23 protein-coding genes are annotated in these 24,570 nt (G+C 72.0%); 16 read left to right on the forward strand and 7 right to left on the reverse strand.

Annotated elements, in window-relative coordinates; genetic code table 11:
• Nucleotides 1–186 precede the first annotated feature (186 nt).
• The 5 genes from melA to C1N91_RS07430 all read left to right on the forward strand — a co-directional run bounded on the left by melA (nt 187) and on the right by C1N91_RS07430 (nt 5,292).
• Complete coding sequence (melA, locus tag C1N91_RS07410) at nt 187–1,617, forward strand: alpha-galactosidase (protein ID WP_137767212.1); 1,431 nt, start codon at nt 187–189, stop codon at nt 1,615–1,617.
• A 169-nt stretch (nt 1,618–1,786) separates the two neighbouring features.
• Complete coding sequence (locus C1N91_RS07415; protein WP_254678383.1) at nt 1,787–3,091, forward strand: ABC transporter substrate-binding protein; 1,305 nt, start codon at nt 1,787–1,789, stop codon at nt 3,089–3,091.
• Nucleotides 3,092–3,101: 10 nt separating this feature from the next.
• A complete protein-coding gene (locus C1N91_RS07420) occupies nt 3,102–4,031 on the forward strand; it encodes a carbohydrate ABC transporter permease (protein WP_254678384.1) in 930 nt (309 codons plus the stop codon).
• A complete protein-coding gene (locus C1N91_RS07425) occupies nt 4,031–4,915 on the forward strand; it encodes a carbohydrate ABC transporter permease (protein ID WP_254678385.1) in 885 nt (294 codons plus the stop codon). Before C1N91_RS07420 ends, C1N91_RS07425 begins: the two co-directional genes overlap by 1 nt.
• Before the next feature lie 44 nt (nt 4,916–4,959).
• Nucleotides 4,960–5,292, forward strand: a complete 333-nt coding sequence (locus C1N91_RS07430; RefSeq protein WP_137767214.1) for a hypothetical protein — start codon at nt 4,960–4,962, stop codon at nt 5,290–5,292.
• Between the two features lie 9 nt (nt 5,293–5,301).
• Here C1N91_RS07430 and C1N91_RS07435 read toward each other — a convergent pair whose 3' ends face one another.
• Entirely contained in the window at nt 5,302–5,844 is a 543-nt protein-coding gene (locus C1N91_RS07435) for an MFS transporter (protein ID WP_254678386.1), read from the reverse strand.
• A 327-nt stretch (nt 5,845–6,171) separates the two neighbouring features.
• Here C1N91_RS07435 and C1N91_RS07440 point away from each other — a divergent pair, with 327 nt between their 5' ends.
• The 4 genes from C1N91_RS07440 (at nt 6,172) to C1N91_RS07455 (ending at nt 12,110) form a co-directional block, all read left to right on the forward strand.
• Entirely contained in the window at nt 6,172–7,536 is a 1,365-nt protein-coding gene (locus tag C1N91_RS07440) for a glycosyltransferase (protein ID WP_137767216.1), read from the forward strand.
• 5 nt (nt 7,537–7,541) lie between these two features.
• Entirely contained in the window at nt 7,542–9,473 is a 1,932-nt protein-coding gene (locus C1N91_RS07445; RefSeq protein ID WP_137767217.1) for a right-handed parallel beta-helix repeat-containing protein, read from the forward strand.
• A 3-nt stretch (nt 9,474–9,476) separates the two neighbouring features.
• The gene (locus C1N91_RS07450; protein WP_137767218.1) at nt 9,477–10,607 is read left to right on the forward strand and encodes a right-handed parallel beta-helix repeat-containing protein; all 1,131 of its coding nucleotides are present in this window, start codon (nt 9,477–9,479) and stop codon (nt 10,605–10,607) included.
• Between the two features lie 72 nt (nt 10,608–10,679).
• Nucleotides 10,680–12,110 (forward strand): UDP-glucose dehydrogenase family protein, encoded by a 1,431-nt coding sequence (locus tag C1N91_RS07455; RefSeq protein WP_175415955.1) that lies wholly within the window; start codon nt 10,680–10,682, stop codon nt 12,108–12,110.
• Between the two features lie 140 nt (nt 12,111–12,250).
• Here the strand turns inward: C1N91_RS07455 and C1N91_RS07460 are convergent, their stop codons facing one another.
• Complete coding sequence (locus C1N91_RS07460) at nt 12,251–13,000, reverse strand: inositol monophosphatase family protein (RefSeq protein ID WP_137767219.1); 750 nt, start codon at nt 12,998–13,000, stop codon at nt 12,251–12,253.
• Nucleotides 13,001–13,160: 160 nt separating this feature from the next.
• On the opposite strand from C1N91_RS07460, the gene C1N91_RS07465 reads away from it, so the two are divergent.
• Nucleotides 13,161–13,730, forward strand: a complete 570-nt coding sequence (locus C1N91_RS07465) for a DUF6611 family protein (RefSeq protein ID WP_368074219.1) — start codon at nt 13,161–13,163, stop codon at nt 13,728–13,730.
• Nucleotides 13,731–13,812: 82 nt separating this feature from the next.
• On the opposite strand, the gene C1N91_RS07470 is transcribed toward C1N91_RS07465, so the two are convergent.
• The 4 genes from C1N91_RS07470 to C1N91_RS07485 all read right to left on the reverse strand — a co-directional run bounded on the left by C1N91_RS07470 (nt 13,813) and on the right by C1N91_RS07485 (nt 18,095).
• Nucleotides 13,813–14,490: an NUDIX domain-containing protein gene (locus tag C1N91_RS07470; protein WP_137767221.1), complete on the reverse strand. Its 678-nt coding sequence runs from the start codon at nt 14,488–14,490 to the stop codon at nt 13,813–13,815.
• A gap of 107 nt (nt 14,491–14,597) precedes the next feature.
• On the reverse strand, nt 14,598–15,530 hold the full coding sequence (locus C1N91_RS07475) for an acetamidase/formamidase family protein (RefSeq protein ID WP_137767222.1): 933 nt from the start codon (nt 15,528–15,530) through the stop codon (nt 14,598–14,600).
• On the reverse strand, nt 15,527–16,969 hold the full coding sequence (locus C1N91_RS07480; protein ID WP_137767223.1) for an APC family permease: 1,443 nt from the start codon (nt 16,967–16,969) through the stop codon (nt 15,527–15,529). The genes C1N91_RS07475 and C1N91_RS07480 overlap by 4 nt, the downstream gene beginning before the upstream one ends.
• 196 nt (nt 16,970–17,165) lie before the next feature.
• Nucleotides 17,166–18,095 (reverse strand): proline iminopeptidase-family hydrolase, encoded by a 930-nt coding sequence (locus C1N91_RS07485; RefSeq protein ID WP_254678387.1) that lies wholly within the window; start codon nt 18,093–18,095, stop codon nt 17,166–17,168.
• Between the two features lie 84 nt (nt 18,096–18,179).
• Between C1N91_RS07485 and C1N91_RS07490 the strand changes: the two genes are divergently transcribed.
• On the forward strand, nt 18,180–18,911 hold the full coding sequence (locus C1N91_RS07490) for a FadR/GntR family transcriptional regulator (protein WP_137767225.1): 732 nt from the start codon (nt 18,180–18,182) through the stop codon (nt 18,909–18,911).
• A 40-nt stretch (nt 18,912–18,951) separates the two neighbouring features.
• On the opposite strand, the gene C1N91_RS07495 is transcribed toward C1N91_RS07490, so the two are convergent.
• Complete coding sequence (locus C1N91_RS07495) at nt 18,952–19,350, reverse strand: hypothetical protein (RefSeq protein ID WP_137767226.1); 399 nt, start codon at nt 19,348–19,350, stop codon at nt 18,952–18,954.
• 179 nt (nt 19,351–19,529) lie between these two features.
• Here C1N91_RS07495 and C1N91_RS07500 point away from each other — a divergent pair, with 179 nt between their 5' ends.
• The 5 genes from C1N91_RS07500 to C1N91_RS07520 all read left to right on the forward strand — a co-directional run bounded on the left by C1N91_RS07500 (nt 19,530) and on the right by C1N91_RS07520 (nt 24,556).
• The gene (locus C1N91_RS07500; protein ID WP_137767227.1) at nt 19,530–20,213 is read left to right on the forward strand and encodes a response regulator transcription factor; all 684 of its coding nucleotides are present in this window, start codon (nt 19,530–19,532) and stop codon (nt 20,211–20,213) included.
• 47 nt (nt 20,214–20,260) lie between these two features.
• The gene (locus C1N91_RS07505) at nt 20,261–21,568 is read left to right on the forward strand and encodes an ATP-binding protein (RefSeq protein WP_175415956.1); all 1,308 of its coding nucleotides are present in this window, start codon (nt 20,261–20,263) and stop codon (nt 21,566–21,568) included.
• A 125-nt stretch (nt 21,569–21,693) separates the two neighbouring features.
• Nucleotides 21,694–23,148 (forward strand): ferredoxin reductase family protein, encoded by a 1,455-nt coding sequence (locus C1N91_RS07510; protein ID WP_137767229.1) that lies wholly within the window; start codon nt 21,694–21,696, stop codon nt 23,146–23,148.
• A complete protein-coding gene (locus tag C1N91_RS07515) occupies nt 23,145–23,651 on the forward strand; it encodes an FMN-binding protein (protein ID WP_137767230.1) in 507 nt (168 codons plus the stop codon). Before C1N91_RS07510 ends, C1N91_RS07515 begins: the two co-directional genes overlap by 4 nt.
• Nucleotides 23,648–24,556: an FAD:protein FMN transferase gene (locus C1N91_RS07520; RefSeq protein WP_254678388.1), complete on the forward strand. Its 909-nt coding sequence runs from the start codon at nt 23,648–23,650 to the stop codon at nt 24,554–24,556. The genes C1N91_RS07515 and C1N91_RS07520 overlap by 4 nt, the downstream gene beginning before the upstream one ends.
• The last annotated feature ends 14 nt before the right edge of the window (nt 24,557–24,570 follow it).

The raw sequence follows: 24,570 nt of genomic DNA on the forward strand, positions 1-24,570 counted from the left end.
CCCGGCCGACGGCGGCCCGGTCCGGTCCGGTCCAGCCCGGTCCGGTCCAGCCCGGTCCGGTCCGGTCCGGTCCGGTCCAGCCCGGTCCGGTCCGATCCGGTCCGGTCCGGTCCGGTCCGAGGATCCTGGAACCCTGGCGTCCGGAACCGGAGGACCCGGGGGAGCGCCGCTTCCTAGCGTGGCGACATGACCAAGATCACCATCATCGGCGCCGGCGGCTTCGTCTTCCCCTTCCGGCTCATCGGCGACCTCGTCAGCTTCCCCGCGCTGCAGGACGCGACGCTGCACCTCATGGACCTCGACGCGGGCAGGGTCGCCCGCACCGCGACGGCCGCACGCGAACTCGTCGCCCACCACGGCCTCGGTGTCGAGGTGCTCGAGACCACCGACCGCCGCGAAGCGCTCGACGGCGCCGATGTCGTCATCATCACGTTCCAGGTCGGCGGCGTGGAGTCGTACCGCTGGGACGTCGAGATCCCGCGCAAGTACGGCATCGACCAGGCCGTCGGCGACACGGTCGGCCCCGGCGGCGTCTTCCGGTTCCTGCGCTCCGTCCGCGCCTACGAGGACATCGCCCGCGACGCCCTCGAGCTCTGCCCGGACGCCCAGTTCATCAACTACGCGAACCCGATGGCGATGGCGACGGCGTTCCTCAACGCGAAGGGGCTCCGGACCGTCGGCCTCTGCCACAGCGTGCAGGGGACGACGCGGATGCTCGCCCGGACGCTCGGCGTGCCCTACGACGAGGTCGAGTTCGTCAGCGCCGGCATCAACCACCAGGCCTGGATCCTCGAGTTCAAGCGCCGGGGTGGTGAGGACCTGTACCCGCGCCTCCGCGCCGTCATGGCCGCGAAGCACCGCCGCGGTGTCGCGGCATCCGACCTGCACGACGACGACGGCGACCACAGCGAGGCAGCCGTCGCCGCGAGCAACTACGAGGGCGGCAACGAGCAGGTCCGCACCGAGCTGATGCGGTCGTTCGGGTACTTCGAGACCGAGTCGAGCCACCACGCGAGCGAGTACGTGCCGTACTTCCGGAAGGACCCCGAGACGGTGCTCGAGTACATCCCGGAGCGCTGGGACTACTACGAGATCTGCCTCGCGCACGACGAACAGGGCGACGTCGACGCCCAGCTCGAGAGACTCAAGGCCGACCTGTCGCCGAGCGTCGAGTACGGCGCGAGCATCGTGAACGCGATCGTCACCGGCGTCCCGGCCGTCGTGTACGGCAACGTCCCGAACAGCACGGGCGTCATCCAGAACCTGCCGTCCGACGCATGCGTCGAGGTCGCGTGCCTGGTGGACGGCAAGGGCGTGCAGCCGACGTCCTTCGGCGAGCTCCCGCCCCAGCTCGCCGCGCTGAACCGCACGAACACCAACGTGCAGACGCTCGCCGTCCGCGCGGCGCTGACCGGCGACGTCGCGCACGTGCACCACGCCGTCGCGCTCGACCCGCTGACCGCCGCCCACCTGACCCTCGACCGGATCGCCGAGATGACCGAGGAGCTCCTGCACGCCCACGCGGCGCTCCTCCCCGAGTCCCTGCGCCCGGCTGACGCGGTCGCCGCCGGCGCGACGGCGGTGGCCGACCGGGAGGCCCGTCCCGCCCTCGTCTGATCCCGTACGTCCGACGCGGGGCCACCGTCCCCGCGTCGGCGCGGCCACCCGTCGGGTCGCGACCACCGCACCGGTCGCGACCCGGACACGCGGGGCGCGACGACGCGCCCGCGCGGGCCGTGCCTCCCGTCCGAACGCACCCGGCACCACGACCTCGAAGGAGAGGACCATGCCGACCCGACCATCCCCACAGCTGGCCAGACGGGGGTTCCTCGCACTCGCCGGCATCTCCATGGCCGGCGCCCTCGCCGCCTGCGCGGAACAGGGCACCGCCGCCCACGGCGGTACGAAGCACATCCGCCTGTCGACCTGGAACATCCCGACCGACATCACCAGCTACCAGGCGATCGCCGACGAGTTCGTCGCGACGCACCCCGGCACGAGCGTCGCCGTCGAGGTCACGACCGGACAGTTCCACCAGTGGTTCATCACCCGCCTGGCGGCCGACCTCGCCCCCGACATCATCCGGATCACCCCGCAGCAGATCGGTCGGTACGCCGCGAACGGCAGCCTCGTCGACATCAGCGGGCAGATCCCCGCCGACTACCGCACCGACTACACCGACCCGTTCTGGGCGATCGGTGCCCGGAACGACGGGGTGTACGGGGTGTTCCAGCACACCGACAACTTCATCACCTACTACGACCGCCGCGTGATGGAGCGGATCGGCGTCACCCCACCGACCGCGCTCGCGGACGCCTGGACCTGGGACGAGTTCCTCGACGTCGCCCGCGAGGTCAGGAAGGTCACCGGCAAGTACGCCTTCGGCTACGGGTGGAGCGGGCCGGAGACCGCCTACCGGTGGCTGCCCTTCGTGTACCAGAACGGCGGCGCCTTCCTGGGAGAGGACGGGGCGACCCCGTCCATGGACACTCCCGAGGCGATCGGAGCCCTGGAGTTCGGGCGGAAGTGGTACGCCGAGGGGCTCGCCACGACGGGCAACCTCAGCAAGACCGGCGGCGGCGACGTCGCACGGAACCTGTTCACGACCGGCCAGATCGGCATGATGCTCAACAACCCGGAGCCGATGGCGCAGCTGGACCAGGAGATGCCGGACGAGTGGGGGACCGCGCCGATGGTCCGCAACACCGGCGAGGCGAGCGACCTGGGCGGGAACGCCCTGGCGGTCACCAAGTCGAGCAGGTACCCCGAACTCGCCGCCGAGCTCGTCGTCATGATCACGAGCCGGGCGAACGTCGAACGGTTCTGCCACGACGGCAACTGGCTCCCGGCACGGAAGTCCCTCGACGCCGCCGACATCGGCTACGCGACCCACTCCGACACCATGCAGCAGTTCATCGACCAGGGGTCGACGATCCCGCTGTCGATGGTGAAGGCCGAGAGCGGCCAGTACTTCGCGTCGCTGAACGCGGTCTTCGCCGACTACCTCGACCTGTGTCTCCTCGGGCAGCTCAGCCCGAAGGACGCAGCGAACCAGATGATGGGGGCGATGCGCAGTGTCACTGCGAACTGAGACCGCGCCGGTGCGAACGCCGGCGACCACTCCGCCGGCCGGCGGCCTGCCCGCTGGCCGCGCCACCGGCACGCGACGGGGCCGCTTCGTCCCGTACGTCTTCGTCGGGCCGGCCGGACTGCTCTTCCTGGCGTTCTCGCTCGTGCCGATCGTCATCGCGATCCTGTTGAGCCTGCGGGACAGCAGCACGTCCATCGGCGACGGCGACTGGATCGGCGCCGGCAACTTCGCGACGATGGGCTCCGACCCGCTGATCGCCACCGCGCTCGGGAACACCCTCGTCTTCACGGTCGGTACCGTCCCGACGTCCATGGCGATCGGCCTGGCGCTCGCCGTGGCGCTCAACCGTCCGCTGCCCGGCCGCGGGCTCTTCCGAGCGCTGTTCTTCGTCCCGATGGTCGCCGCGGGTGTGGTCGTCGGCGTGGTCATGTCGTGGATCTTCAACGGTGACTACGGCGTGGTGAACAACCTGCTCGAGGCCCTCGGGCTCGGACGGCTGCCCTGGCTGACGGCTCCCGGCTGGGCCATGGCGACGTTGGTGATCGTCGTGGTGTGGACCCGGATCGGGTTCTGCATGGTGATCTACCTCGGAGCACTGCAGTCCGTCCCCACGGAGCTCAAGGAGGCGGCGGCGATCGACGGGGCGTCCCGCTGGGCGCGGTTCCGGACGATCACCTGGCCGCTCCTCCGACCGACGACGTCGATCCTGCTCATCCTCAACGTCGTGTTCTCGCTGCAGGCCTTCGACGTCATCTACGTGATGACCGGCGGCGGCCCCGGCTTCTCCACCACCGTGCTCATCCAGTACGTGTTCCGCTCCGCGTTCATCGACGCCCGGATGGGCTACGCGGCGGCCCTCGGACTGGTGCTCGTCGCGATCCTGCTCGTGTTCACGCTGCTCCGGCAGCGAGCCAACCGCAAGGCGGAGGAGATGCTCTGATGGCCGTCCTCGAGACCCGTGGTCGTACCGTTCCCCACGCTGCACCGACACGCACTCGCGCCCGGCACCGTCCGCGCCGTTGGCTGCTCGTCGCCGTCCTGACCGCCCTGGCGATCATGATGGTGTTCCCGCTCTACTGGATGATCGTGTCGGCGCTCGCGCCCGGCGGCCAGTCGCAGAGCGGGTCGTTCTCCCTCTTCCCCGCGGACCCGTCGTTCGACAACTACGCCCAGGTGTTCAGCACCCAGCCGGTGTGGCGGTGGCTCGGCAACTCGGCGCTCATCACCAGCCTCGGCACCGCGCTGAGCGTCGTCGTGTCGCTGATGGCCGGGTACGCGCTCGCGAAGTTCCGGTTCCGCGGGCGCGGACTGCTCTACGCCGCGTTCCTCGTCACGATCATGATCCCGATCCAGGTGACCATCGTGCCGAGCTTCCTCGTCGTCGCGAAGATGGGGCTGGTCGACTCCCCGTGGGCGGTGATCCTGCCGACGGTGTTCGACGTGGTCGGGATCTTCATCGCCCGGCAGTTCATGCTCGGCGTCCCCGATGCGCTGATGGAGGCCGCCCGGCTCGACGGGGCGGGGGAGTTCCAGACGTTCTTCCGGGTCGTGCTGCCGTCGTGCGGACCCCTCGTCGGCGTCCTCGTGATCCTGGGGTTCATGACCCGCTGGAACGACTTCCTCTGGCCGCTCGTCGTGCTGCAGGGGAACGAGAACCTGACCGTGCCGGTGGCGCTGTCCACGCTGACGAACAACCCGGCGTTCAGTTCGCCCTGGGGCGCGGTGATGGCGATCGCGACCGTGACGGTGCTGCCGCTGCTCGTCGTGTTCCTGGCGTTCCAGCGGCAGTTCGTGCAGGGCATCGCGTCCACCGGCATCAAGTGAGGGGCCGACGGTAGCGACCGCCGCATCGGCAGTAGCCTCGGGACGTGCACCCGCTCGCCGGCCCCTCGCCCTCCACGGACACCCGCCTCGGCGTCGCGCGAGCCCTCCTCGTGGGGTCCGCCCTGAGCTTCGCCGTCCTCTGGGCCGTGCTCTGGCTCCCGGTGCTGCTGACCGGCTCGCAGGGCAGCCTGTTCCTGTACCCGGTCGTCCTGCTGCTGGCCGTCGCACCGTACGCGGCCACCTGGGTCGCCCTGGTGCTCGCCGACCGCGCGCGGAGGGCACGCGCGGACGGCCGCCGCTCCGCGGTCCCCGCCCTCTGCGCGGTCCTGCTCGTCCTGGCCCCGCTCCTGCTCTGGTTCGGTCCCGTCGCGTCCTGACCCCGACGGTCACCCGGTCCGACCGAGACGGACGGGAGGCGCGTGGCGGGCCCGCAGCGAGCCTCCCGGCCGTTCCCGTGTCGCGTCAGGAGCCGGTCGGCGGCCCCGCCACGTCGGCGTCGGTCCCCGTTGCGACCGACGCATCGGCGGCGACCGGGCGCAGCGCCCGCCACCCCGCCACCCCGTCGCACCCACCGCGGCGGTCGCGACCGCCGCGACGGCTATCGCTGCGGGCAGGCTCCACGTGATCGCGACCGCGCCGACGAGCAGCGGTCCGCCGGCGTCACCGACCTCGCGCCCGAGCTCCGCGTTGCCCATCGTCCGGCCCGTGCGGTCGTCGGGGGTGCACGCTGCCAGGTGCGCGATGGCGAGCGGCGTGACCGTGCCGAGGATGCCGCCGACCGCAGCGGCCGCGACGAACAGCGTGACCGGGCCGGGCAGGGCCGCGAGGACGCCGAGCCCGGCGGCGGTGAGCAGCAGCCCGCCCGTGCACCCGGCTCGGGTGTCGGGGCGACCCTGGTCGCGGAGCCGCCCGGCGAGCGGCTGCAGCACCGTGGAGACGATGCGTCGTCACCGCACCAGTGTGGCGGAAGACCGTGCTACGGATTCGCGCAAACCCGCAATGCGGTCTCCTGAGCTTGTGGTGCGACACACCCGAGAGTACGTTCAGGCCAACGCTCAGCGTCGGAAGCGGGACGACGATCCCCGGACCGGCCTGGCGGTTCGCAGCGACGGGGGGATCCGGCGCTGTCCCGACCCTCTCTGCACCGCTGACCCAGGCCTCTCTCCGCGTCACCCTGCGCGGTGCGTCGTCGTGCGGTGCTGCCGAGTGTCGTGTTCCGTACCCGAAACCGAACACCGCACGAAGGACCCGACCTCATGCACCCGCTCGTCCTCTTCGCGTCGCAGACCTCGACCCAGGTCGTGCTCGACAACCTCGCCGCCTTCGGCCACGAAGCGCTCAAGTACTTCCCGATCGGCATCGCCGGCATCATCGTCTGGGCGCTCTGGCTCTACCGGGTCGTGCTCTCGGCCCGCGCCCGTCCGGTCGAGAACGGCTTCCGCACGACGACCTCGGTGGTCGTGCCGTCGTTCCACGAGGACCCCGACATCCTGCTCCGCTGCCTGGACTCCTGGCGGGAGCAGCACCCGGACGAGATCATCATCGTGCTCGACGTCGCGGACACCGAGGCGTACCGCCGGATCGTGGCGGTGGGCGACCCCACCGTCAAGCCGGTGCTCTTCCACCACGTCGGCAAGCGCAGCGCGCTCGGCGAGGGCATCCGTCGCGCGAAGTACGACGTCCTGGTCCTCGTCGACTCGGACACCTCGTGGGAGCCCGGTCTCCTCGAGGCGGTGCAGATGCCATTCGTCGACGAGCGCGTCGGCGGCGTCGGCACGCAGCAGAACGTGTACCAGCGGAACTCCAGCATCTGGCGCATCATCGCGGACTGGCTGGTCAACCTGCGGTACTTCAACTACGTCCCTGCGATGGGTGCCGCCGGCGCCGTGCCGATCCTCTCCGGGCGCACCGCCGCGTACCGCCGCTCCGCCGTCCTGCCGGTGCTCGACAACCTCGAGAACGAGTTCTTCCTCGGCCGCCGGTGCATCGCGGGTGACGACGGTCGCCTGACGTGGCTCGTCATCGCGTCCGGCTACAAGACCGTGCACCAGTCGTCCGCGAAGGCGCTGTCGATGTTCCCCGCGAGCGGCAAGGCGTTCTTCAAGCAGCGCATCCGCTGGAGCCGCAACTCGTACCGCACGTACCTGACGGCGATCGCGAAGGGGTGGGTGTGGCGGGTGCCGTTCGTGACCAAGATCACCGTCCTGCAGATCATCCTGACCCCGGTCACCATGGGCATCACGATGTGGTACCTGCTCTTCAGCCGCCTGGAGCTCAGCACGGTCGGCGTGCTCTTCACCCTCGGTTGGCTGCTCTTCGGTCGCGCGGTCCGCGGCGTCTCGAACCTCAAGCGGCACCCGCTGGACCTGTTCGTGCTGCCGCTGCTCGCCCTCGTGGTGATCGCGGTCGCCCTGCCGATCAAGGTGTACTCGTTCGTCACGATGAACAAGCAGGGCTGGCTCACCCGGCACGCCGACCAGGTCGGTGGCGACGGGCAGCAGGCCCGGACGCTGCAGCCCGAGCCCGTCGTCGAGACCCGGCGTCCGGCGCACGGTGTCGTCGTCCAGCCCGGCGCGGTCGCGGCCTCCGCTGCTGCCGACGACCAGGCGGTGGCAGCGTGAGCGGCGTGAGCGCCACGATCCTGCGTGGTGCGACCGCGCTGGCGATCGGCGGGGGACTCGTCCTGACAGGCGTGGCCGCTGCGCCCGCGGCGAGTGCGGCGACCGGTGGTTCCGGCTCGACGGCCACGGCGCCCGGCGGGGCCACCCCGGTCGGGCGTCCCTACGAGGGGGACCCGGACAAGGAGGCGCGGCTCGTCTCCGCGGAGAACGACCGGATCTACAACGTGCGGGCACTCGCATCGGCGGCTCGCTGGAGCGGGCTCGCGGTCTCCCAGCCGTACCGGCTCGCGACCGGGTCGTCGTACACGCTGGTGCTGGTGGCGCGTGGCGCCCCGTACACGATCGACGACCTCACGGAGCTCGCGCCGTCCACCTTCGTGAAGCAGCCGGACGGCTCGTGGCTCCTCAGCGAGAACATCGTCGTCGAGAACGGCGCGACCCTGCGGCTCGCGAGCCCGGACGGCCTCCGCATCCACCTGAAGAGCAACCACGACGGCTTCGTCTCGATCGTGACGCAGGCCGGTGGCCTGCAGGTCGTCGGGTCGGCGAAGTCCCCGGTCGCGATCGACGCGTGGGACCCGCAGGCCGGTGCCGTCGACACGCAGACGTCCGACGGGCGAGCGTACGTCCGGGTCCAGGGCGGCACCGCGACGCTGAAGTACGCGTCCTTCTCGCACCTCGGGTTCTGGAGCGGCACGACCGGGGGCGTCTCGCTGACCGGCACCGACCTCACCACGCTCGACCAGGCGTCCGGCGACCAGCAGGGCAAGACGAAGCGGACCACGCAGGACGTCTTCGGCAACGCGATCCTGCCGACCGGGGCGCTGCCGAGCACCGGCGGCAGCTCGGCCAGTGCCGGCGCCTACAGCTACGTCTCGGCGCTCGTCCAGCACGTCACGTTCGACGGCAACGCCTACGGGCTGTTCCTGACGAGTGCGGACGGCGTGACGATGTCGAACGCCACCGTCGAGCACTCCCTGATCGACGGCCTGGTGCTGCACCGCTACGTGACGAACTCGACCTTCACGTCGGTGCAGTCCACCGACAACGCCATGGACGGCGTGAAGATGACCCGTGCGTCCACGGGCATCGTGTTCAGCCAGGTGAAGGCCACGGACAACGGGCGGAACGGCATCACCCTGAACGGCAGCGGCCTCGCCGACGGCCCGAACTCCGCCGGCATGCCGACCACCACGTACGGCAACAACGCCCTCACCGACAGCACGAGCGCCGACAACGGCCGCTACGGCGTCGAGGTGATCGGCGGGAAGAACGTCCGGATCAGCGGATCGACCGCCACCGGCAACCAGATGGGCATCGTCGTGCGGCACGACGCCGACGACGTGGTCATCCGGAACAACGTGGTCAAGGACTCGACGCAGAACGGCATCGCCGTGGTCGACGGTCCGAGCGCGACCGAGGTCTCCGAGAACTCGATCAGCGGCGCCGACATCGGCGTGTACCTGCGCGGCGCGACCGAGTCGTCCGTGACGGACAACACCGTGACCGACGCGCGGATGCACGGCGTCACGACGGTCGGCGCGGTCGACGGCACGCAGATCGAGGACAACTCCGTCCGCGGGTCGGGGCCGAGCGCCATCGACCTGGCCCGGTCCGACGGGGCCGCACAGCAGGGCAACACGACGGTGGAGTGGCACTCGACCAAGCCCTTCCTGGTGACCCTGCGCGCGATCTTCCAGCCGCTGACCGTGCTCTGGACCGTGCTCCTGCTCGTCGTGCTCATCGCGGCGATCGGCGGGATCCGTCGGCGCCGTTCGGCCGGTCGACGCGAGCACCCGTACGCCAAGCTCGCGCCGTTGTCGAGCTTCACCCGCGGCGCGGTCGACCCGGTGTCGCTCGGTCTGCCCCCCGCGCCGACGGCCCGCGGTTCGCACGCCGCCGACCCGGGCGGCGCGACGCCGCAGACGGCGAGCTGACCGATGACGACACCCCTGCGGAGGTTCCGGTCCCACCTGGTCGTGGGTGCCGTCGGTCTGGTCGTCGGCGCGGTCGTGGTCGGCGGGGTCTGGGTCGCGGCGAGCACGCCCGGTGCGCCCCGGGCTGCCGACACACCCCGCCCGTCGGAGCGGACCACCGCTCCGGCACCGTCACCCACCCGGTCGGCACCGTCGACGGCTCCGACCACGGCGCCCGACGCCGAGCGGGCGGACCTGTCCTGCTCGGCCGATGCGACGACGACGGTCTCGACCGCGAAGGCGCTCGAGGCGGCGCTGTCGAAGGCGACCGCCGGCCAGGTCATCGCGATGGCACCGGGAACGTACACGGGCAACTTCACCGGCAGCGCCGCGGGGACCTCCGCGCAGCCGATCACCCTGTGCGGCCCGACCGGCGCCGTCCTCGACGGAGGCAGCACCGACAAGGGCTACGTCCTGCACCTCGACGGGGCGTCGCACTGGCGGCTCGCCGGGTTCACGGTGCAGAACGGGCAGAAGGGCGTCATGTTCGACGACGTCCAGCACACGACCGTCGACGGCATCACCGTGCAGGACATCGGCGACGAGGGCATCCACCTCCGCGCCGGCAGCAGCGACAACACGGTGAGCGGCAGCTCCGTCACGAAGACCGGGCTCCGGAAGCCGCAGTTCGGCGAGGGCATCTACGTCGGGTCCTCGAAGAGCAACTGGTGCAAGGTCTCGGACTGCCAGGAGGACCGGAGCGACCGCAACGTCGTCACCGGGAACACGATCTCCGACACCGCCGCCGAGAACGTCGACATCAAGGAGGGCACCACCGGTGGCACGCTGTCGGACAACTCCTTCGACGGTGTCGGCATGCAGGGCGAGAACCACGCCGACTCCTGGGTCGACGTGAAGGGCAACGGCTGGACGATCACCGGCAACCGGGGCGTCCGATCGCCGCTCGACGGGTTCCAGACCCACGAGCTGCTCTCCGGCTGGGGCACCGACAACACCTTCACCGACAACCGCGTCGACCTCGGCAACACCGACGGCGTCGCGTTCGCCTTCCGCCCCGTCGAGGGCAACACCGTCTCCTGCGACAACACCGTGGTCGGCTCGAACGAGTTCAGCACCACGAGCTGCACCGACTGACGCACGACGGTCCCCGCGGTCCGTCCGCACCGTCCACACCCATCCCTTCGCGACCCGAGAGCGAGCCTTCCCATGTCTGCTTCCGTCACCCCGATCCCGGCCACCGGGATGCCACCCGTCGTCGACCGCCCCCGCCTGACCGTCATCGGCACCGGGTACCTCGGCGCCACCCACGCCGTCTCGATGGCCGTCCTCGGCTACGAGGTCCTCGGCGTCGACGTCGACCCCGCCAAGGTCGAGGCCCTGGTGGCCGGCCGGGTCCCCTTCCACGAACCCGGCCTGCCCGAGCAGCTCGCCGAGGCCCTCGCCTCCGGTCGGCTCCGGTTCACCTCGTCGCTGCGCGAGGCCGCCGAGTTCGGCGACGTGCACTTCGTCTGCGTGGGGACGCCCCAGCAGCGGGGGTCGCACGCCGCCGACCTCACCTACGTCGACTCGGCCTTCCGCGAGCTCGCGTCGCACATCGACCGGCGTGCGCTCGTCGTGGGGAAGTCGACCGTGCCCGTCGGGACCGCCGAGCGACTCGCCGCGCTCGTCGCGGAGGTCGCGCCGGCCGGCGCCGACGTCGAGGTCGCATGGAATCCGGAGTTCCTCCGCGAGGGCTACGCGGTGCAGGACACGCTGCACCCCGACCGGCTGGTGTTCGGCGTGCGGTCGGCGTGGGCGGAGGCGCAGCTGCGGGCGGCGTTCCGACCGATCCTCGACGAGGGGACCCCGCTCGTCGTGGCCGACCTGCCCACGGCGGAGCTCGTCAAGGTCGCCGCCAACTCGTTCCTCGCGACGAAGATCTCCTTCATCAACGCGATGGCCGAGGTCTGCGAGGCGGCCGGGGCGGACGTCAGCGTCCTGGCGAGCGCCCTGTCCCACGACACCCGCATCGGCGGCCGGTTCCTCAAGCCGGGTCTCGGCTTCGGCGGCGGGTGCCTGCCGAAGGACATCCGGGCGTTCTCCGCCCGGGCGCAGGAGCTCGGCGTCGGCCAGGCGGTCCGGTTCCTCGACGAGGTGGACGCGATCAACCTGCGGCGCCGGCAGCGGACCGTCGACCTGGTCACGGATATGGCCGGTGGATCGGTGGCGGGCAAGCGGATCGCGGCGCTCGGAGCGGCGTTCAAGCCGAACTCCGACGACATCCGCGACGCGCCGGCCCTCGACGTCGCGCGGATGCTGGACGAGGCGGGTGCCGTCGTCACCGTGTACGACCCCGAGGCGATGGCGAACGCCGCACGCACGTACCCGACCCTGCGGTACGCCGAGTCGCTGACCGCGGCCGTCATCGACGCGGACGTGGTCGTCCTCCTGACCGAGTGGGAGCAGTTCCGAACGGTGGACCCCCACGACCTCGGCGCCCTCGTGCACCACCGACGCATCGTCGACGGCCGGCACGCGCTCGACGCGGACGCCTACCGAGCGGCGGGCTGGGAGCTCCGCGCGCTGGGACGCCCCACGGCGTCGGGCACCGTGGAGATCGCCGTCGACGACCAGGACCGCCTGCAGGCCACCGCCTGACGGCAGGACGTCTCGGTGGGGGTACCGCCGAGGACGGGTCCGGTGCACGACGAGGTGCACCGGACGGTGTGGAGGGGCGGCTTCGGGCAGTGCCGCCCCTCCACACGGGGCACGGTCGCCGCCGCGCTCCACCGGGTGGGTCAGCTTCCGAGCAGCTCGGCCGCCTGGCGCACCGCGGTCGGCGCGCCAGCGAGGTGCCAGTCCTGCCCGTGCGCCCGGACGACGGTGGCGACGCCCCCGGCCCCCTCGACGAGCGCTCGCCCGGGGAGCCAGTCCCAGTCGGCGCAGTCCGTCTGCACCCAGAGCCCGATCCGCCCGGCGGCGACGTCCACCATGTCGCACGACCCCGACCCGCTGATCCGGACCGTCGCCGCCGAGGCCAGGAGCCCGGCCATCGGACCCGCCTCGGCAGCGCGCAGGTGGGAGCTGTTCAGGAACGTCGCCACGCTCGTCGCGCCGAGTGCCACGTCCGGCATCGGCGACACGTGCTCGCCGTTGCGGGTGGTCGTGCCGTCGGACGCCACCCAGGTCTCGTCGACGGTCGGTCGGCGCACGGCACCGACCCGGAGCACGCCGTCGACCTCGAGCGACACGGCACTGCACCACGCGGGCAGTCCGGCGACGTAGTTCCAGGTCCCGTCGATCGGGTCGACGGTCCAGCGGCGTCCGTCGGTGCCCTCGGCGCGGGCCCCCTCCTCGCCGAGCATCCCGTCGTCCGGACGGTGCTCGAGCAGCAGCCGGCGGACGAGGTCCTCGGCCGCGCGGTCCGCGGCGGTGACGAGGTCGGCGGCCGAGGTCTTCCGCTCCGCGTCGGTCCCGTCCCGTCGCATTGCTGCTGCGAGCCGAGCGGCGTCGGTCACGAGGGCGGCGGCGAGGGTGTGGTCGTCCATCCGGCCACGCTAGCGGGAGACGGGCGACGGCCACCGCGTGACGGGCATCGCGCGACGGTCTCCACAGCATCGTCAGGACGGCGCACGGGATGTGCGCTCCACCGTCAGGACGCCGTCAGGACCGTTCCACCCCCGCCGAGTCGGTCCCAGTGTGGACGACGTGGACACGTACCGAGACCGACACCCCTACCCCCTCCGCCGCACCGGCTGGCACCCCTGGGGACGGTGCTCCGTGCAGCCCGTCACCCGGGCGCTGTGGAGCGGGCGGACGCTCGAGGTGCACGCTCCGGGGACCACCGTCGGCGAACTCCTGCTGCTCCGGGCGCTCCAGGTCTGGGGGGCTGCCGGCGCTCTCGTGGCGGTCGCCCTCGTCGTGGCACTGCACCGCGTGCCCGCGCTCGGGGTCGTCGTCGCGGTCCTGGTCTACGCCGCCGGCTTCGTCCTGCTCGTCCGGGCGACCCGGCGGATGCGTCCCGGGGTCAGGACGCTGACGGTCACGGTGTTCCACGGCAACGGTGAGCCGGAGGTGCACGGCGACGTCCGGCTCCTCGAGGCCTCGCTCGACCTGCTCTGCCTGGTCGAGGACGCCGTCCGACGCGGGCAGGTGTCCCGTGTCGAGTACGAGCAGGTCTGGGGGCAGGTGTGGCGGTCGATGCCCGAGCCGGTGGTCCGTCCCGCCGCTCGGTCGCGGTCGCACGAGATCGCGCCGCGCCGTCGGTCGCACCGGTGAGCGGACCGCTCGCACGCGCGGCACCCGCGGCACCGGCGCCCGGTCCCGACCCGGACGCCGACGACCCGTCGGTGGTCCTCGGCTACGACTGATCGTGCTGCCCGGCCACGAGGCCGTGCAGCGCTGCCCACTGCAGCAGCAGGATCGTCTTGCCGTCGACGATCCGCCCGTCGTCGATCATCGCGAGCGCCTCGGTGGCCGGGAGTTCGAGCACCTCGATGTCCTCGCCCTCGCCGGCGAGACCCCCACCCACCTCGACGCGGTCAGCGGGGGAGTACTCGGCCACGTAGCAGTGCACCCGCTCGGTCACCGACCCGGGGCTCATGTACGCGGCGGTCACGTGCCGCAGGTCGTCCAGCCGCACCCCGAGCTCCTCCAGTGCCTCGCGCCGGATCGCGGTCTCCGGGTCGTCCTCGTTGAGCAGCCCCGCCGCGACCTCGACGAGCATGCCGTCCGGGTGGTCGTTGACGTACGCGGGGAAGCGGAACTGCCGTGTGAGCAGCACGGTGCCGCGGGCTCGGTCGACCGGGAGCACGGCAGCGCCGTTGCCGCGGTCGTAGGTCTCCCGCTGCTGCGTCGTCCAGGTGCCGTCGGACCCGCGGACGTCGAACGTCGTCCGTCGCAGCACGTGCCACCCGTCAGAGGTCACCTGGACGTCCCGCACGACGACGTCCGGGTTCCGGTCGAGGTCCCGCCCGACCCGGTCGAGACCGGTCCGCCCCCTGCTGTCCGGTTCCGTCGTGCCGTACGTCGTCGTCATGCTCCCGACGCTAGCGGACCGCGGTGCCGACCACGCGACACCTGTCCCACGCCCACCGGACGGGAGGCACGCGGCGGCCCCGCCACGCGCCTCCCGTCCGGCGGCCGCTACAGAACCGCCTTCGGCACCCGGTGCAGCGTCACCGCGCCGACCGCCGCGAACGGGTGCAGTGGGTCCGGGTCTCCGGACCCGGTGGGGCCACCGAGCTTCGAGTCGCCCACCGCACTGAGCACGGCGTAGGCGTCCTCGGCGGTGAAGCCGTGATCCTCGACGAGGAAGGCGAACGCGTCCTCGTACCCGCGCCGCACGCTCTCCTGCACGGGGTCGCCGAGCCCGACGAAGAGCCACTCGTCGTCGGTCTCGATGCGCGGCGCACGGAGCGGTCGGCCGCCCCGCACCAGGTCGACGGACACGATCGCGGTGCCCTGCGCCTCGATGGCGACGAACGACGACTCGCCCTCGGCCATGATCGCGTGGACGTCCCCGATCGACAGCAGGGCACCGGGGACCCGCACGGGCAGGTACACGGTCGAGCCGGGCCGGGCCTCGGTGACGTCCATGTTCCCGCCCTCCGCGGTCGCGGGCATGATCGTCGAGTTCGTGCCCTCGGCCGGTGCGACGCCGATGCAGCCGATCATCGGCCGGACCGGGAACGCGTGCCGGTCGGTGACGTGCACCACGCCGTCCTCGATCGGGCAGCGGCGGGCGAACACTCCCTCGGGCATCACGTGCTGGAGCGCCCCGGACCCGGGCAGCGACACCGACCAGCCGTGGGTCGTCAGCTCGATGTCGTGGATGTGCACCGCCAGGGTGTCGCCGGGTTCGGCGCCCTCGATCCAGACCGGTCCGGTCACGGGGTTGATCGGTGCCTGCAGCTGCGCGAGGTCGTGGTGCTCGTCGAGCTCGGCGTAGACGGCGTCGGTGGTCTCGAAGCCGATCGTCTCACCGGTGCCCGGGGTGATGCGGAGCACGGGGTCCCGGTCGGCGGAGAACCCCGGGCGGCCGAGGGTGTTCGGCATGAAGTGGTCGGGGGTGGTCATCGGCGGTCCTCCGCGGTGGTGGTGGCGGGGCCGACGGACCCCTCGCCCAGTGTGCTCGGTTCTTCCGACCCGACCTCGGTCGAGCGGCCGGTCCGGCGGTAGTAGAGGAACACCGCGGCGCCGACGACGAGCCAGATGATCCCGCCGACCTTCGCCTCGACGGCGGCGTTGAGCAGCACGTAGCCGATGATCAGGAAGCCGACGAGCGGCACGACCAGGTGCAGCAGCCAGTTGCGGGACTTCCCCTTGACCACGTGGTGCACGAACACCGACACGTGCAGCAGCATGAAGCCGAACAGGGCGCCGAAGTTCACGAGCGAGGAGATCGTGTCGATCTGGCCGACGAAGAACAGCACGAGGATCGCCGAGAGCACCGAGACGACGATGATCGCGTTCTGCGGGACCTGCCGACCGTTGAGCTTGTGCAGGAACGCCGGCAGCTGCCGGTCGCGGCTCATCGAGAAGAGCAGACGGCTCGTCGCCGCCTGCGCGGCCATGGCGTTCGCGATGCCGACGGCGAGGACGTTGACGGCGAAGAACGCCGTCGCCCAGCCGCTCGACGACGCCTGCTGGACGATCGAGAAGAAGGCGTTGCCGACCTCGTCGTCCGGGAACGCGTCGCGCCCGGCGGCCAGCGCCGACGCGAGCCAGGTCTGCAGCACGAACAGGAACGCGACGATGACGAGTGCGAGGACCATCGCCGTACCGGCACCGCCGCGGCGGCCCGTCGACTCCTCGGACAGGGTGGAGATGCCGTCGAACCCGAGGAAGCTCAGCACGGCGATCGACAGCGCCGAGGCGATGAGCGGGGCGGACACCTTCGACGGGTCCCACACCTGGTCGGTGCTGAACGACGCGCCGGGCACGGTCCCGCCGGTCAGCGCGACGATCGCGATGACGACGAAGATCGCCACGAACACCAGCTCGATGAGCAGGAAGACCCGGTTCGCGAGCTTCAGGGACGAGACGCCGAGCAGGTTGATGACCGTGTTGATCGCGACGAAGACGAGCGCCCACAGCCAGCGGGGCGTGCCGAGGAAGATGCCGACCATGCTCTCGGCCGCGAACACGTAGAGCAGCGTCGGGACGAGCAGGTAGTCGAGCAGGATCGCCCAGCCCGCGAAGAAGCCGGCGGTCGGGTGGATGCCGCGGCCGACGTACGAGAACACACTACCGGCGAGGGGGATCGACTTCGCCATCTGCGCGTACGCGAGCGCGGTGAAGATCATCGCGACGAGGCCGACCAGGTAGACGAGCGGCACCATGCCGCTCGACGCGTTGTAGACGGTGCCGAAGATCGCCCACGGGGCGATCGGCACCATGAAGACGAGCCCGTAGACGAGCAGGTCGGTGGTGGACACGGAGCGCTTGAGCTCCTGCTTGTAGCCGTAGGCCTCGAGCTGCTGCTGCGCGGAGAGCTCGCTGTGCTGCTGCGACATGTCGGTTCCGTTCGGAGAGACGGTGCGTGGGAAAGAGGGGAGCGACGGCCGGGAGGCGCGTGGCGGGGTGGGCGCGCTCGTCGGGTCCGGTGGGGTGTCGGCCGGGAGGAGCGTGGCGGGGTGGGTGCGCGCCTCCCGTTCGACGGGTGGTCGGCCTGGTGGGCCGGTGCGACCGGCTGTCGGCCGGTCCGGGGGGTCAGTCGGCGGGCTGGTCGCCCGGAGCGGCGTCGTCGTGGTCGGCGAGGAACGCCGCGACCACGCGGCGGAACTCCTCGGGCTGCTCCAGGTGCGAGCAGTGGCTCGCCCCGGGGAAGACGTGCTGGCGGACGTCGGCGATGCGCTCGACGAAGGGCTGCCAGGTGGCGGGCGTCGCCTCGTCGTGCTCACCGGCGACGACGAGGGTCGGGACCGTCACGCGGTCGAGCCGGTCGATCACGGTCCAGTCGCGCATCGTGCCGATGACGTGGAACTCGTTCGGCCCGTTCATCGTGTGGTACACGGTCGGCTCCTGCTCCATCTGGGTCTCGGAGTCGACGAAGTCCTGTGGCATCGGGACGACGCGGCACACGTGGCGCTCGTAGAAGACCTGCGTGGCGGCGAGGTACTCGGGGTCGTCGACCGTGCCGGCCTGCTCGTGCCGCGTCAGGGCGTCCTGCACGTCGTCGGGGAGCTGCGCGCGGAGTTCGGCGGCGCCGTCGACCCAGAGCTGCATCGACGCGGGGGAGTTGCAGATCGCGAGCGACCGCAGGTGCTCCGGCTGAGCGACGGCGATCTCGGAGCCGAGCATGCCGCCCCACGACTGGCCGAGGACGTGGTGGTCGCCGAGACCGAGGTGAGCCACGAGGGCGGCGTACTCGTCGACGAAGAGCTGCGGGGTCCAGTACTCCGCCGGGGCGTCCGGTCGGTGGGAGCTGCGGCCGCAGCCGAACTGGTCGTGGTGCACGACGGTGCGACCGGTCTCGTCGGCGAGGGCCGCGAGGTTCCGGAGGTAGTCGTGCGCCATGCCCGGGCCGCCGTGCAGGACCACGAGGGGGAGCGCGCCGGGGGTCGGGGCAACGGGTTCGGTGATGCGGTACCAGGTCTCGCCGTCCTGGAACGGCATCGTGCCTTCGGTGATGCGGGACATGACGCACAGCATGGACCGAGCAAAGGTCCCCTGCAAGACCTTTTCTCGTCCTTTAACGTGGACGAAACGCAAGGAGGGGGCGGAGTGCCAGATCGCGCGACGGAGACCCGGGTCGACGAGGTCGAGGACCGGCTCGTCACGGCCGTTGCCGTGGGCGAGTACCTGCCCGCGTCGCGGCTGCCGCCCGAGCGGGAGCTCGCCGTGCTCCTCGGGGTCGGACGCGTCACGGTGCGCGCAGCCCTCGCACGACTGGTCGACCGCGGGCTGCTCGAGACCCGTCGGGGTCGTGGCGGCGGGACCTTCGTGCGCTCGCAGTGGCCGGACTCGTCCTCCGACGCCGTCGGCCGGACGCTCCTCGCGCGCTGGGCCGGCATCCGCGACACCACCGACGCGATCGCCCTGCTGCACGGCGCACTCGCGACCGCGGCGGCGGAGCGGATCACCGAGGACGAGCGCGCGACGCTGCGCACCCGGCTCGAGGACTTCCGAGCCGCGGCGTCCGGGCTCGAGAAGCAGCAGGCGGACGCGGTGCTGCACCGCGCGATCATCGACGCCGCGCGCAACCCGGTGCTGGCCGCGGCGCTCGCCGACCTCGAGTCGCAGGTGTCGATCGCGGCGCCCGCGCACCTCTGGGGCACCGCCGAGGGCATGGCCGAGATGGAGGAGCGCGCGCTCCGCGAGCACGAGGGGCTCGTCGACGCCGTCCGTGACGGCCGTGCGGTCGACGCCGGCGTGCTCGCGCGGCGTCACGTCGGCATCGACCTCGAGCTGCTGGAGCGGGCGATGCTCCGCGCAGGTCAGGTGCCGACGGACTGAGCGGCCGGCGGAGTGCCCTCGGCGGGCGCTCCTGACCGGCTCAGCGCTGCGGTCCGTTCGGCGGGTCCCAGTGCACCGCCCAGAACGCGTCGATGCGCTCCCGGTCGGTCCACCAGGTGACGTCGACCTCGCTGGTCAGGGCATCGATCAGTCCGCCCTCCTCGCCGGGGACACGATCGTCGGTGACGAGGTCGCTGATGACGAGCCGGCCGGTCGCGTCACGCACCTCGTCGGGGCCGTCCCAGAGTTCGAGCTCGTAGATGTCGAGTGCACCCGTGGGGGTCCAGTACGGGTGCGCCACCACGGTGGCACCGGCGGACGGTCCGGACCCGATCGTGCCGATGATCCCGTGCTCGTCCCAGTCGGCGAGGACCGGGACGGCCGGGTGCACGTCGTACCGCTCGGGTTCGGGGGAGGAGCGCCTCAGCCAGCGTCGCATGCACAGATGCTGCCACGGACAGCGTGCCTGGTGCTGCCCCACGGCCGCTGATCGCCGACCGTCCGACACCGTCAGCTCCGGGTGGATGCCGTCGGCCGGTGCTGGCCGACGGATCGGTGCACAACGGCAGGTACTCGCCGTCGAGGTCCGTCGTGCATGATCGTCGGACGGAGGTGCACGTGGCGGAGATCCTGGTGGTCGAGGACGACCCGGAGATGGGCGCACTCGTGGAGCGCGGGCTCGTCGGCGAGGGCCACACGGTGACGGTGGTCACGGACGGCGTCGCGGCGCTCGTCGCGGCGGCCGCGCAGTCGTTCGACGCGGCGGCGATCGACGTCATGCTGCCGGAGATGACCGGGTTCGAGGTGTGCCGCCGGCTGCGCGAGACGGGCCAGGACTTCCCGGTCATCCTCGTCACCGCGCGAGACGCCGTCGACGACCGGGTCTTCGGGCTCGACGCCGGTGCGGACGACTACCTGACGAAGCCCTTCGCGATCGCCGAGCTCAACGCGCGGATCCGGGCGCAGCTCCGCCGCCGCTCCGCCGGAGCGGTGACCGTCGTGCAGGTCGGCGCGGTCCGGCTCGACACGGTGACCGTCCGGGCGACCGTCGCCGGGCGCGACCTGCCCCTCAGCGTGAAGGAGTTCTCGCTCCTGCGGTTCCTGGCGCAGGGGACGCCCGAGACCCGCACCCGTGCCGAGGTGCTGCGCGAGGTGTGGGGGAGCGCCGAGCACTTCGACCCCACGATCGTCGACCAGTACGTCAGCTACGTCCGCAGGAAGCTGCAGGCGTCCGGCGCCGACGTCGCCATCCGCACCGTGCGGGGCGTCGGCTACGCGCTCGACGTCGTGCCCGTGCCGTGAGGTGGCTGCGACGGCGGTCCGTCCGTGCACGCATCACGACCGGGAGCGTGTTCGTGGGCGCGGTCGTGCTCACGCTGATCGCCCTCGTGCTTCACGTCGAGGTTCGTCAGGCGACACTGGAGACCGACCGGTCCCTCGCCGCGGGTGATGCCGCACCGTTCGTCTCCGATCTCCGCAACAACCCCGACGAGCCGCCGGACCAGCCGGCCGAGGGTGTCCTCGTCGGGATCCGCTCCTCGTCCGGGGCGTGGATCGTCGACACGCTGCCGGAGGACCTCCGTCGGTCCCTCCCGGACAGCGTGCCGGCGACGACCACGACCCTGCGGCTCGGCGACGGACGCCGGCAGGCGACGGTCGTCGGGACCCCGGTCGAGAACGACGGCGGCAGGTTCGTCGTCTGGGCGGCCCACGACGGACGCGCCGGGCACGAGACGGTCGAACGGGTCGACCGCTCCCTCGTCGTCGGGACCCTCCTCGCCCTGGTCGCGTCCGGACTCGCCGCCTGGTTGCTCTCGACCGTCGCACTCCGGCCGGTCACCCGGATGCGTCGGACCGCCGAGGCGCTCAGCGGCGGGGAGGCGACCGGGCACCTGCCCGTCGGGCCGTCGGAGGACGAGCTCGCAGACCTCGCACGGACCCTCAACGCGTTCATCGACCGGCAGCGCGAGAACGCGGTCCGCGAGCGACGGATGGTGTCCGATGCCAGCCACGAGCTGCGCACGCCGCTCGCCGCACTGACGGCACGGCTCGAGCTCGCGCACCGGTCGTCCGGTGACGCCGTCGCGCTCGAGCGGGAGCTGGCAGCGGCCGAGTCCGACGCCGCCCGCCTGACCGCGCTCGCCGAGACCATGCTCGAGCTCAGCCGGCTCGACGAGACCCAGCCCACGCCCTCGACCCCGGCGGCCGCGCTCGTGACGGAGCTGATGGGCAGCGTCGATCGTGCACGGGCCCTCGGTGGTGCCGGCGGGGTGGACTTCACCGTCGACGTCCCCGACGGCGACGAGCGGTACGCGGTCACCCCGGCGGCGTTCGGCCGGATCGTCGACAACCTCGTGGCGAACGCGATCGCTGCCGGCGCTCCCGCGGTCGAGGTCCGCATCGAGCTCGCCCAGCGGGCGGACCGTGCGCTGGACCTGGTGGTGTGCGACGACGGACCCGGGGTGCCGGAGGACTTCCTGCCCCGCGCCTTCGACCGCTTCACCCGAGCCGACGGCGCCCGGCGGGCCGTTCTGGGTGGTGGCGGCCTCGGCCTGGCACTGGTCCGAGGGATCGCCGCGCGCGCAGGTGGCGACGCCACGCTCGCGAACGCGCCGGAGGGCGGGGCCGTCGCGACCGTGCGGCTCCCCGCGCGCTGAGGTCCATCGCCGGTCCGTCTTCGTTCGAGGTCTCGAACGAAGCACACCGTTCGTTCCGGGCTGCTTCATGGGACCGGTGTCGATGCTGAACGTCACCCGATCACCTGCTGGAGAGGACCGAGACGATGATCGACACCGCTCGCCCCACCCCGCGCGCGGCGGCCGTACCGCCGAGGCGCTTCGCGGCACCGCCCGCGGAACCGCTCGAGGTCGCCGCCCGGCGTCGACGTCGTTCCGGCCGCCGCCGTGCCGCGGTCACGGACCTGCTCGGCGTGCTCGCCTGGGCGTCAGCCGCGTTCGCCGTCGCGCTGTGGCTGGCCTCGCCGGGATCGCGCTCCGTCTCAGGGATCGGCGGGGTGCTCACCGACGCCGGGATCGTCGCCGGGCTCGTCGCGACCGACCTCGTGCTCGTGATGCTCGTGCTCGCCGCGCGCGTCCCGCTGATCGACCGTGTGTTCGGCCAGGACAACGCGATCGCGGTGCACCGGTCGCTCGGCGAACCCGTGCTGTACCTGCTGCTGGCGCACGGGGTCCTGCTGACGCTCGGCTACGGCGCGTCCTCGGGCACGGGGCCGATCGCCGAGACGGTGTCGCTCTTCTCCACGCCGGACATGCCGCTCGCGTACCTGGCCCTCGGGCTGTTCGTCGCCGTCGTGGTGTCGTCCTTGGTCGCCGTCCGGCGTCGACTGCCGTACGAGGCGTGGCACGTCGTCCACCTGCTCAGCTACGCCGCGGTGCTCGTCGCGCTGCCGCACATGCTCAGCGTCGGCAGTGTCCTCGGGCAGGGGACCTGGCAGCGCGTGTACTGGATCGCCGCGTACGTCGTGGCACTCGGCCTGGTCGTCGTGTACCGCTTCGTGCTGCCCGTGGTCGTGAGTCTGCGGCACCGCATCCGCGTCGCCGCGGTCGAGCCGGTCGCACCCGGAGTGGTGTCCATCCACCTGGCGGGCCGCGACCTCGACCGGCTCGGAGCCCGCGGCGGCCAGTACGGGGTCTGGCGGTTCTGGTCGGCGCGGACCTGGTGGCACGCCCACCCCGTGTCGTTCTCGGCCGTGCCCGGACCGGACCGCGCCCGGATCACCGTGCGCGACCTCGGAGCGGGGTCCGCGCGCCTCGGCCGCATCCGCCCGGGCACCGCCGTCTCGCTCGAGGGACCGTACGGCCTGTTCACCAGCCGCGCGCGCACCGCCCCGTACCTCGCGCTCGTCGCATCGGGCATCGGGATCACGCCGGTCCGCGCGCTGCTGGAAGACACCGACCTGCGTCCCGGCGAGGCCACCGTGCTCCTGCGCGGGACCGACGCCGACCAGCAGTACCTCTGGCAGGAGACCGCTGAGCTCGCCGCGGCGACCGGCAGTGCCCTGTACGCGATGGTCGGTCACCGAGCTCGGTCGCAGGGCAGCTGGATGACGGAGGACGACCTGCGTCGCGGAGTCAGCCTGCTGTCGGTGTTCCCGCGGTTGCTCGAGTCCGACCTCTACGTCTGCGGCCCACGGGCGTGGTCCGACCTGGTGGTCCGGGCGGCCCGGCTCGCCGGCGTCCCGGAGCACCAGATCCACCAGGAACGGTTCGAGTCGTGAGGGCCCGGGTGATCGCAGGCGGCGTCGTGTCGTCCGTGGCGGTGCTCGTCATCGGGTGGCAGCTCGGCGGACAGCCAGCGGTGACGACACCCGCGCAGGGCACGACGACCTCCGGCAGCTCCGGGACCTCGGGCACCGGGTCCAGCGGCACGACGTCGGGCTCGGGCTCGGGTTCGTCCGGGTCGTCCGGGTCGTCCGGGTCCTCTGGCTCGTCCGGCTCGACCGCCTCCGGCACCTTCACGGGGGCGGCGGCACAGACCCAGTACGGCGAGGTCCAGGTGCAGATCACGGTGTCGGGCGGCAGGATCACGGCCGTGACCCCCCTGCACCTCACCGACCGGGACGGCCGCTCCGTCGCGATCAGCCAGCAGGCCGCACCGATCCTCCGACAGGAGGCGCTGCAGGCCCAGTCTGCACAGATCCAGGCGGTGAGCGGCGCGACGTTCACGAGCGAGGGCTACACCACGTCGCTGCAGTCCGCGATCGACCAGGCCGGCCTGTGAGCGTCCTGACGTTCGAGACCATGGGCACGGTCGTCAGCCTCCGGGGTGCCAGCCCGGCGGCCGCGTCCGCGGTCCGCGCCGTGTTCGCCGGGTACGACCACCGCTACAGCCTCTGGGACCCCGCTTCCGTGCTGAGCCGCATCGCGGCGGGGTCGCTCCGGCTCCCCGACGCCCCCGAGGTGGTCCGTGACGTCTACGCCCTCGCGCTCTCGTGGCGCGACCGGACCGGTGGTGCGTTCACCCCGCACCGCCCGGACGGGGTCGTCGACCTGTCCGGTGTCGTCAAGGCGCTCGCGATCCGGGACGCCGGTGAGGTCCTCGACGCCGAGTCAGACGACTGGATGCTCAGCGCCGGCGGCGACGTGCTCGTCCGCGGTACCCACCGCGCGGACGCGCCCTGGTCGGTGGGTGTCGTCGATCCCGCACGGCGGGACCTCGTCGTCGGCGTGGTCCGGCTCACCGGGCGACGGCGTGCGGTGGCGACGTCGGGGACGGCCGAGCGCGGCGAGCACATCTGGCGACGGAGCGCTTCCGTCTTCGTCCAGGCCACCGTCGTCGCCGACGACATCGTGACGGCGGACGTCCTCGCGACGGCGGTCGTCGCCGGAGACGAGGACGACCTGCGGCGCCTGACCGCCGACGGCGACGAAGACGTGCTCGCGTTCGGCGCGGACGGTACCGTCTGGGCGACGCCCGGTGCGGCTCACTGGGTGGAGCCGGCTGAGGGTGCCGCGCCTGTGGAGCCGACCACTGCGTTCCAAGGGTCGAGGAGAGACGTCGGTCCTGCCTGGTCGGCGTGCCTGCTGCGTTGCCGCTGTCCGAAGGTGCGCGAGCACCGCGACTCTTCGTCCCTCGGAGAGGGGGGATGTAGCTCCCACTCCAGCACAGATCCTCATCTAATCTGATGCTGATCGAGGAG

It is taken from the genome of Curtobacterium sp. SGAir0471 (genome assembly GCF_005490985.1).
Lineage (GTDB): Bacteria > Actinomycetota > Actinomycetes > Actinomycetales > Microbacteriaceae > Curtobacterium.

Coding starts and splice junctions, on each gene's coding strand:
- melA (WP_137767212.1), top strand. CDS start 187: ATGACCAAGATCACCATCATCGGCGCCGGCGGCTTCGTCTTCCCCTTC.
- C1N91_RS07415 (WP_254678383.1), top strand. CDS start 1,787: ATGCCGACCCGACCATCCCCACAGCTGGCCAGACGGGGGTTCCTCGCA.
- C1N91_RS07425 (WP_254678385.1), top strand. CDS start 4,031: ATGGCCGTCCTCGAGACCCGTGGTCGTACCGTTCCCCACGCTGCACCG.
- C1N91_RS07440 (WP_137767216.1), top strand. CDS start 6,172: ATGCACCCGCTCGTCCTCTTCGCGTCGCAGACCTCGACCCAGGTCGTG.
- C1N91_RS07450 (WP_137767218.1), top strand. CDS start 9,477: ATGACGACACCCCTGCGGAGGTTCCGGTCCCACCTGGTCGTGGGTGCC.
- C1N91_RS07455 (WP_175415955.1), top strand. CDS start 10,680: ATGTCTGCTTCCGTCACCCCGATCCCGGCCACCGGGATGCCACCCGTC.
- C1N91_RS07460 (WP_137767219.1), bottom strand. CDS start 13,000: ATGGACGACCACACCCTCGCCGCCGCCCTCGTGACCGACGCCGCTCGG.
- C1N91_RS07470 (WP_137767221.1), bottom strand. CDS start 14,490: ATGACGACGACGTACGGCACGACGGAACCGGACAGCAGGGGGCGGACC.
- C1N91_RS07475 (WP_137767222.1), bottom strand. CDS start 15,530: ATGACCACCCCCGACCACTTCATGCCGAACACCCTCGGCCGCCCGGGG.
- C1N91_RS07480 (WP_137767223.1), bottom strand. CDS start 16,969: ATGTCGCAGCAGCACAGCGAGCTCTCCGCGCAGCAGCAGCTCGAGGCC.
- C1N91_RS07485 (WP_254678387.1), bottom strand. CDS start 18,095: ATGTCCCGCATCACCGAAGGCACGATGCCGTTCCAGGACGGCGAGACC.
- C1N91_RS07495 (WP_137767226.1), bottom strand. CDS start 19,350: ATGCGACGCTGGCTGAGGCGCTCCTCCCCCGAACCCGAGCGGTACGAC.
- C1N91_RS07510 (WP_137767229.1), top strand. CDS start 21,694: ATGATCGACACCGCTCGCCCCACCCCGCGCGCGGCGGCCGTACCGCCG.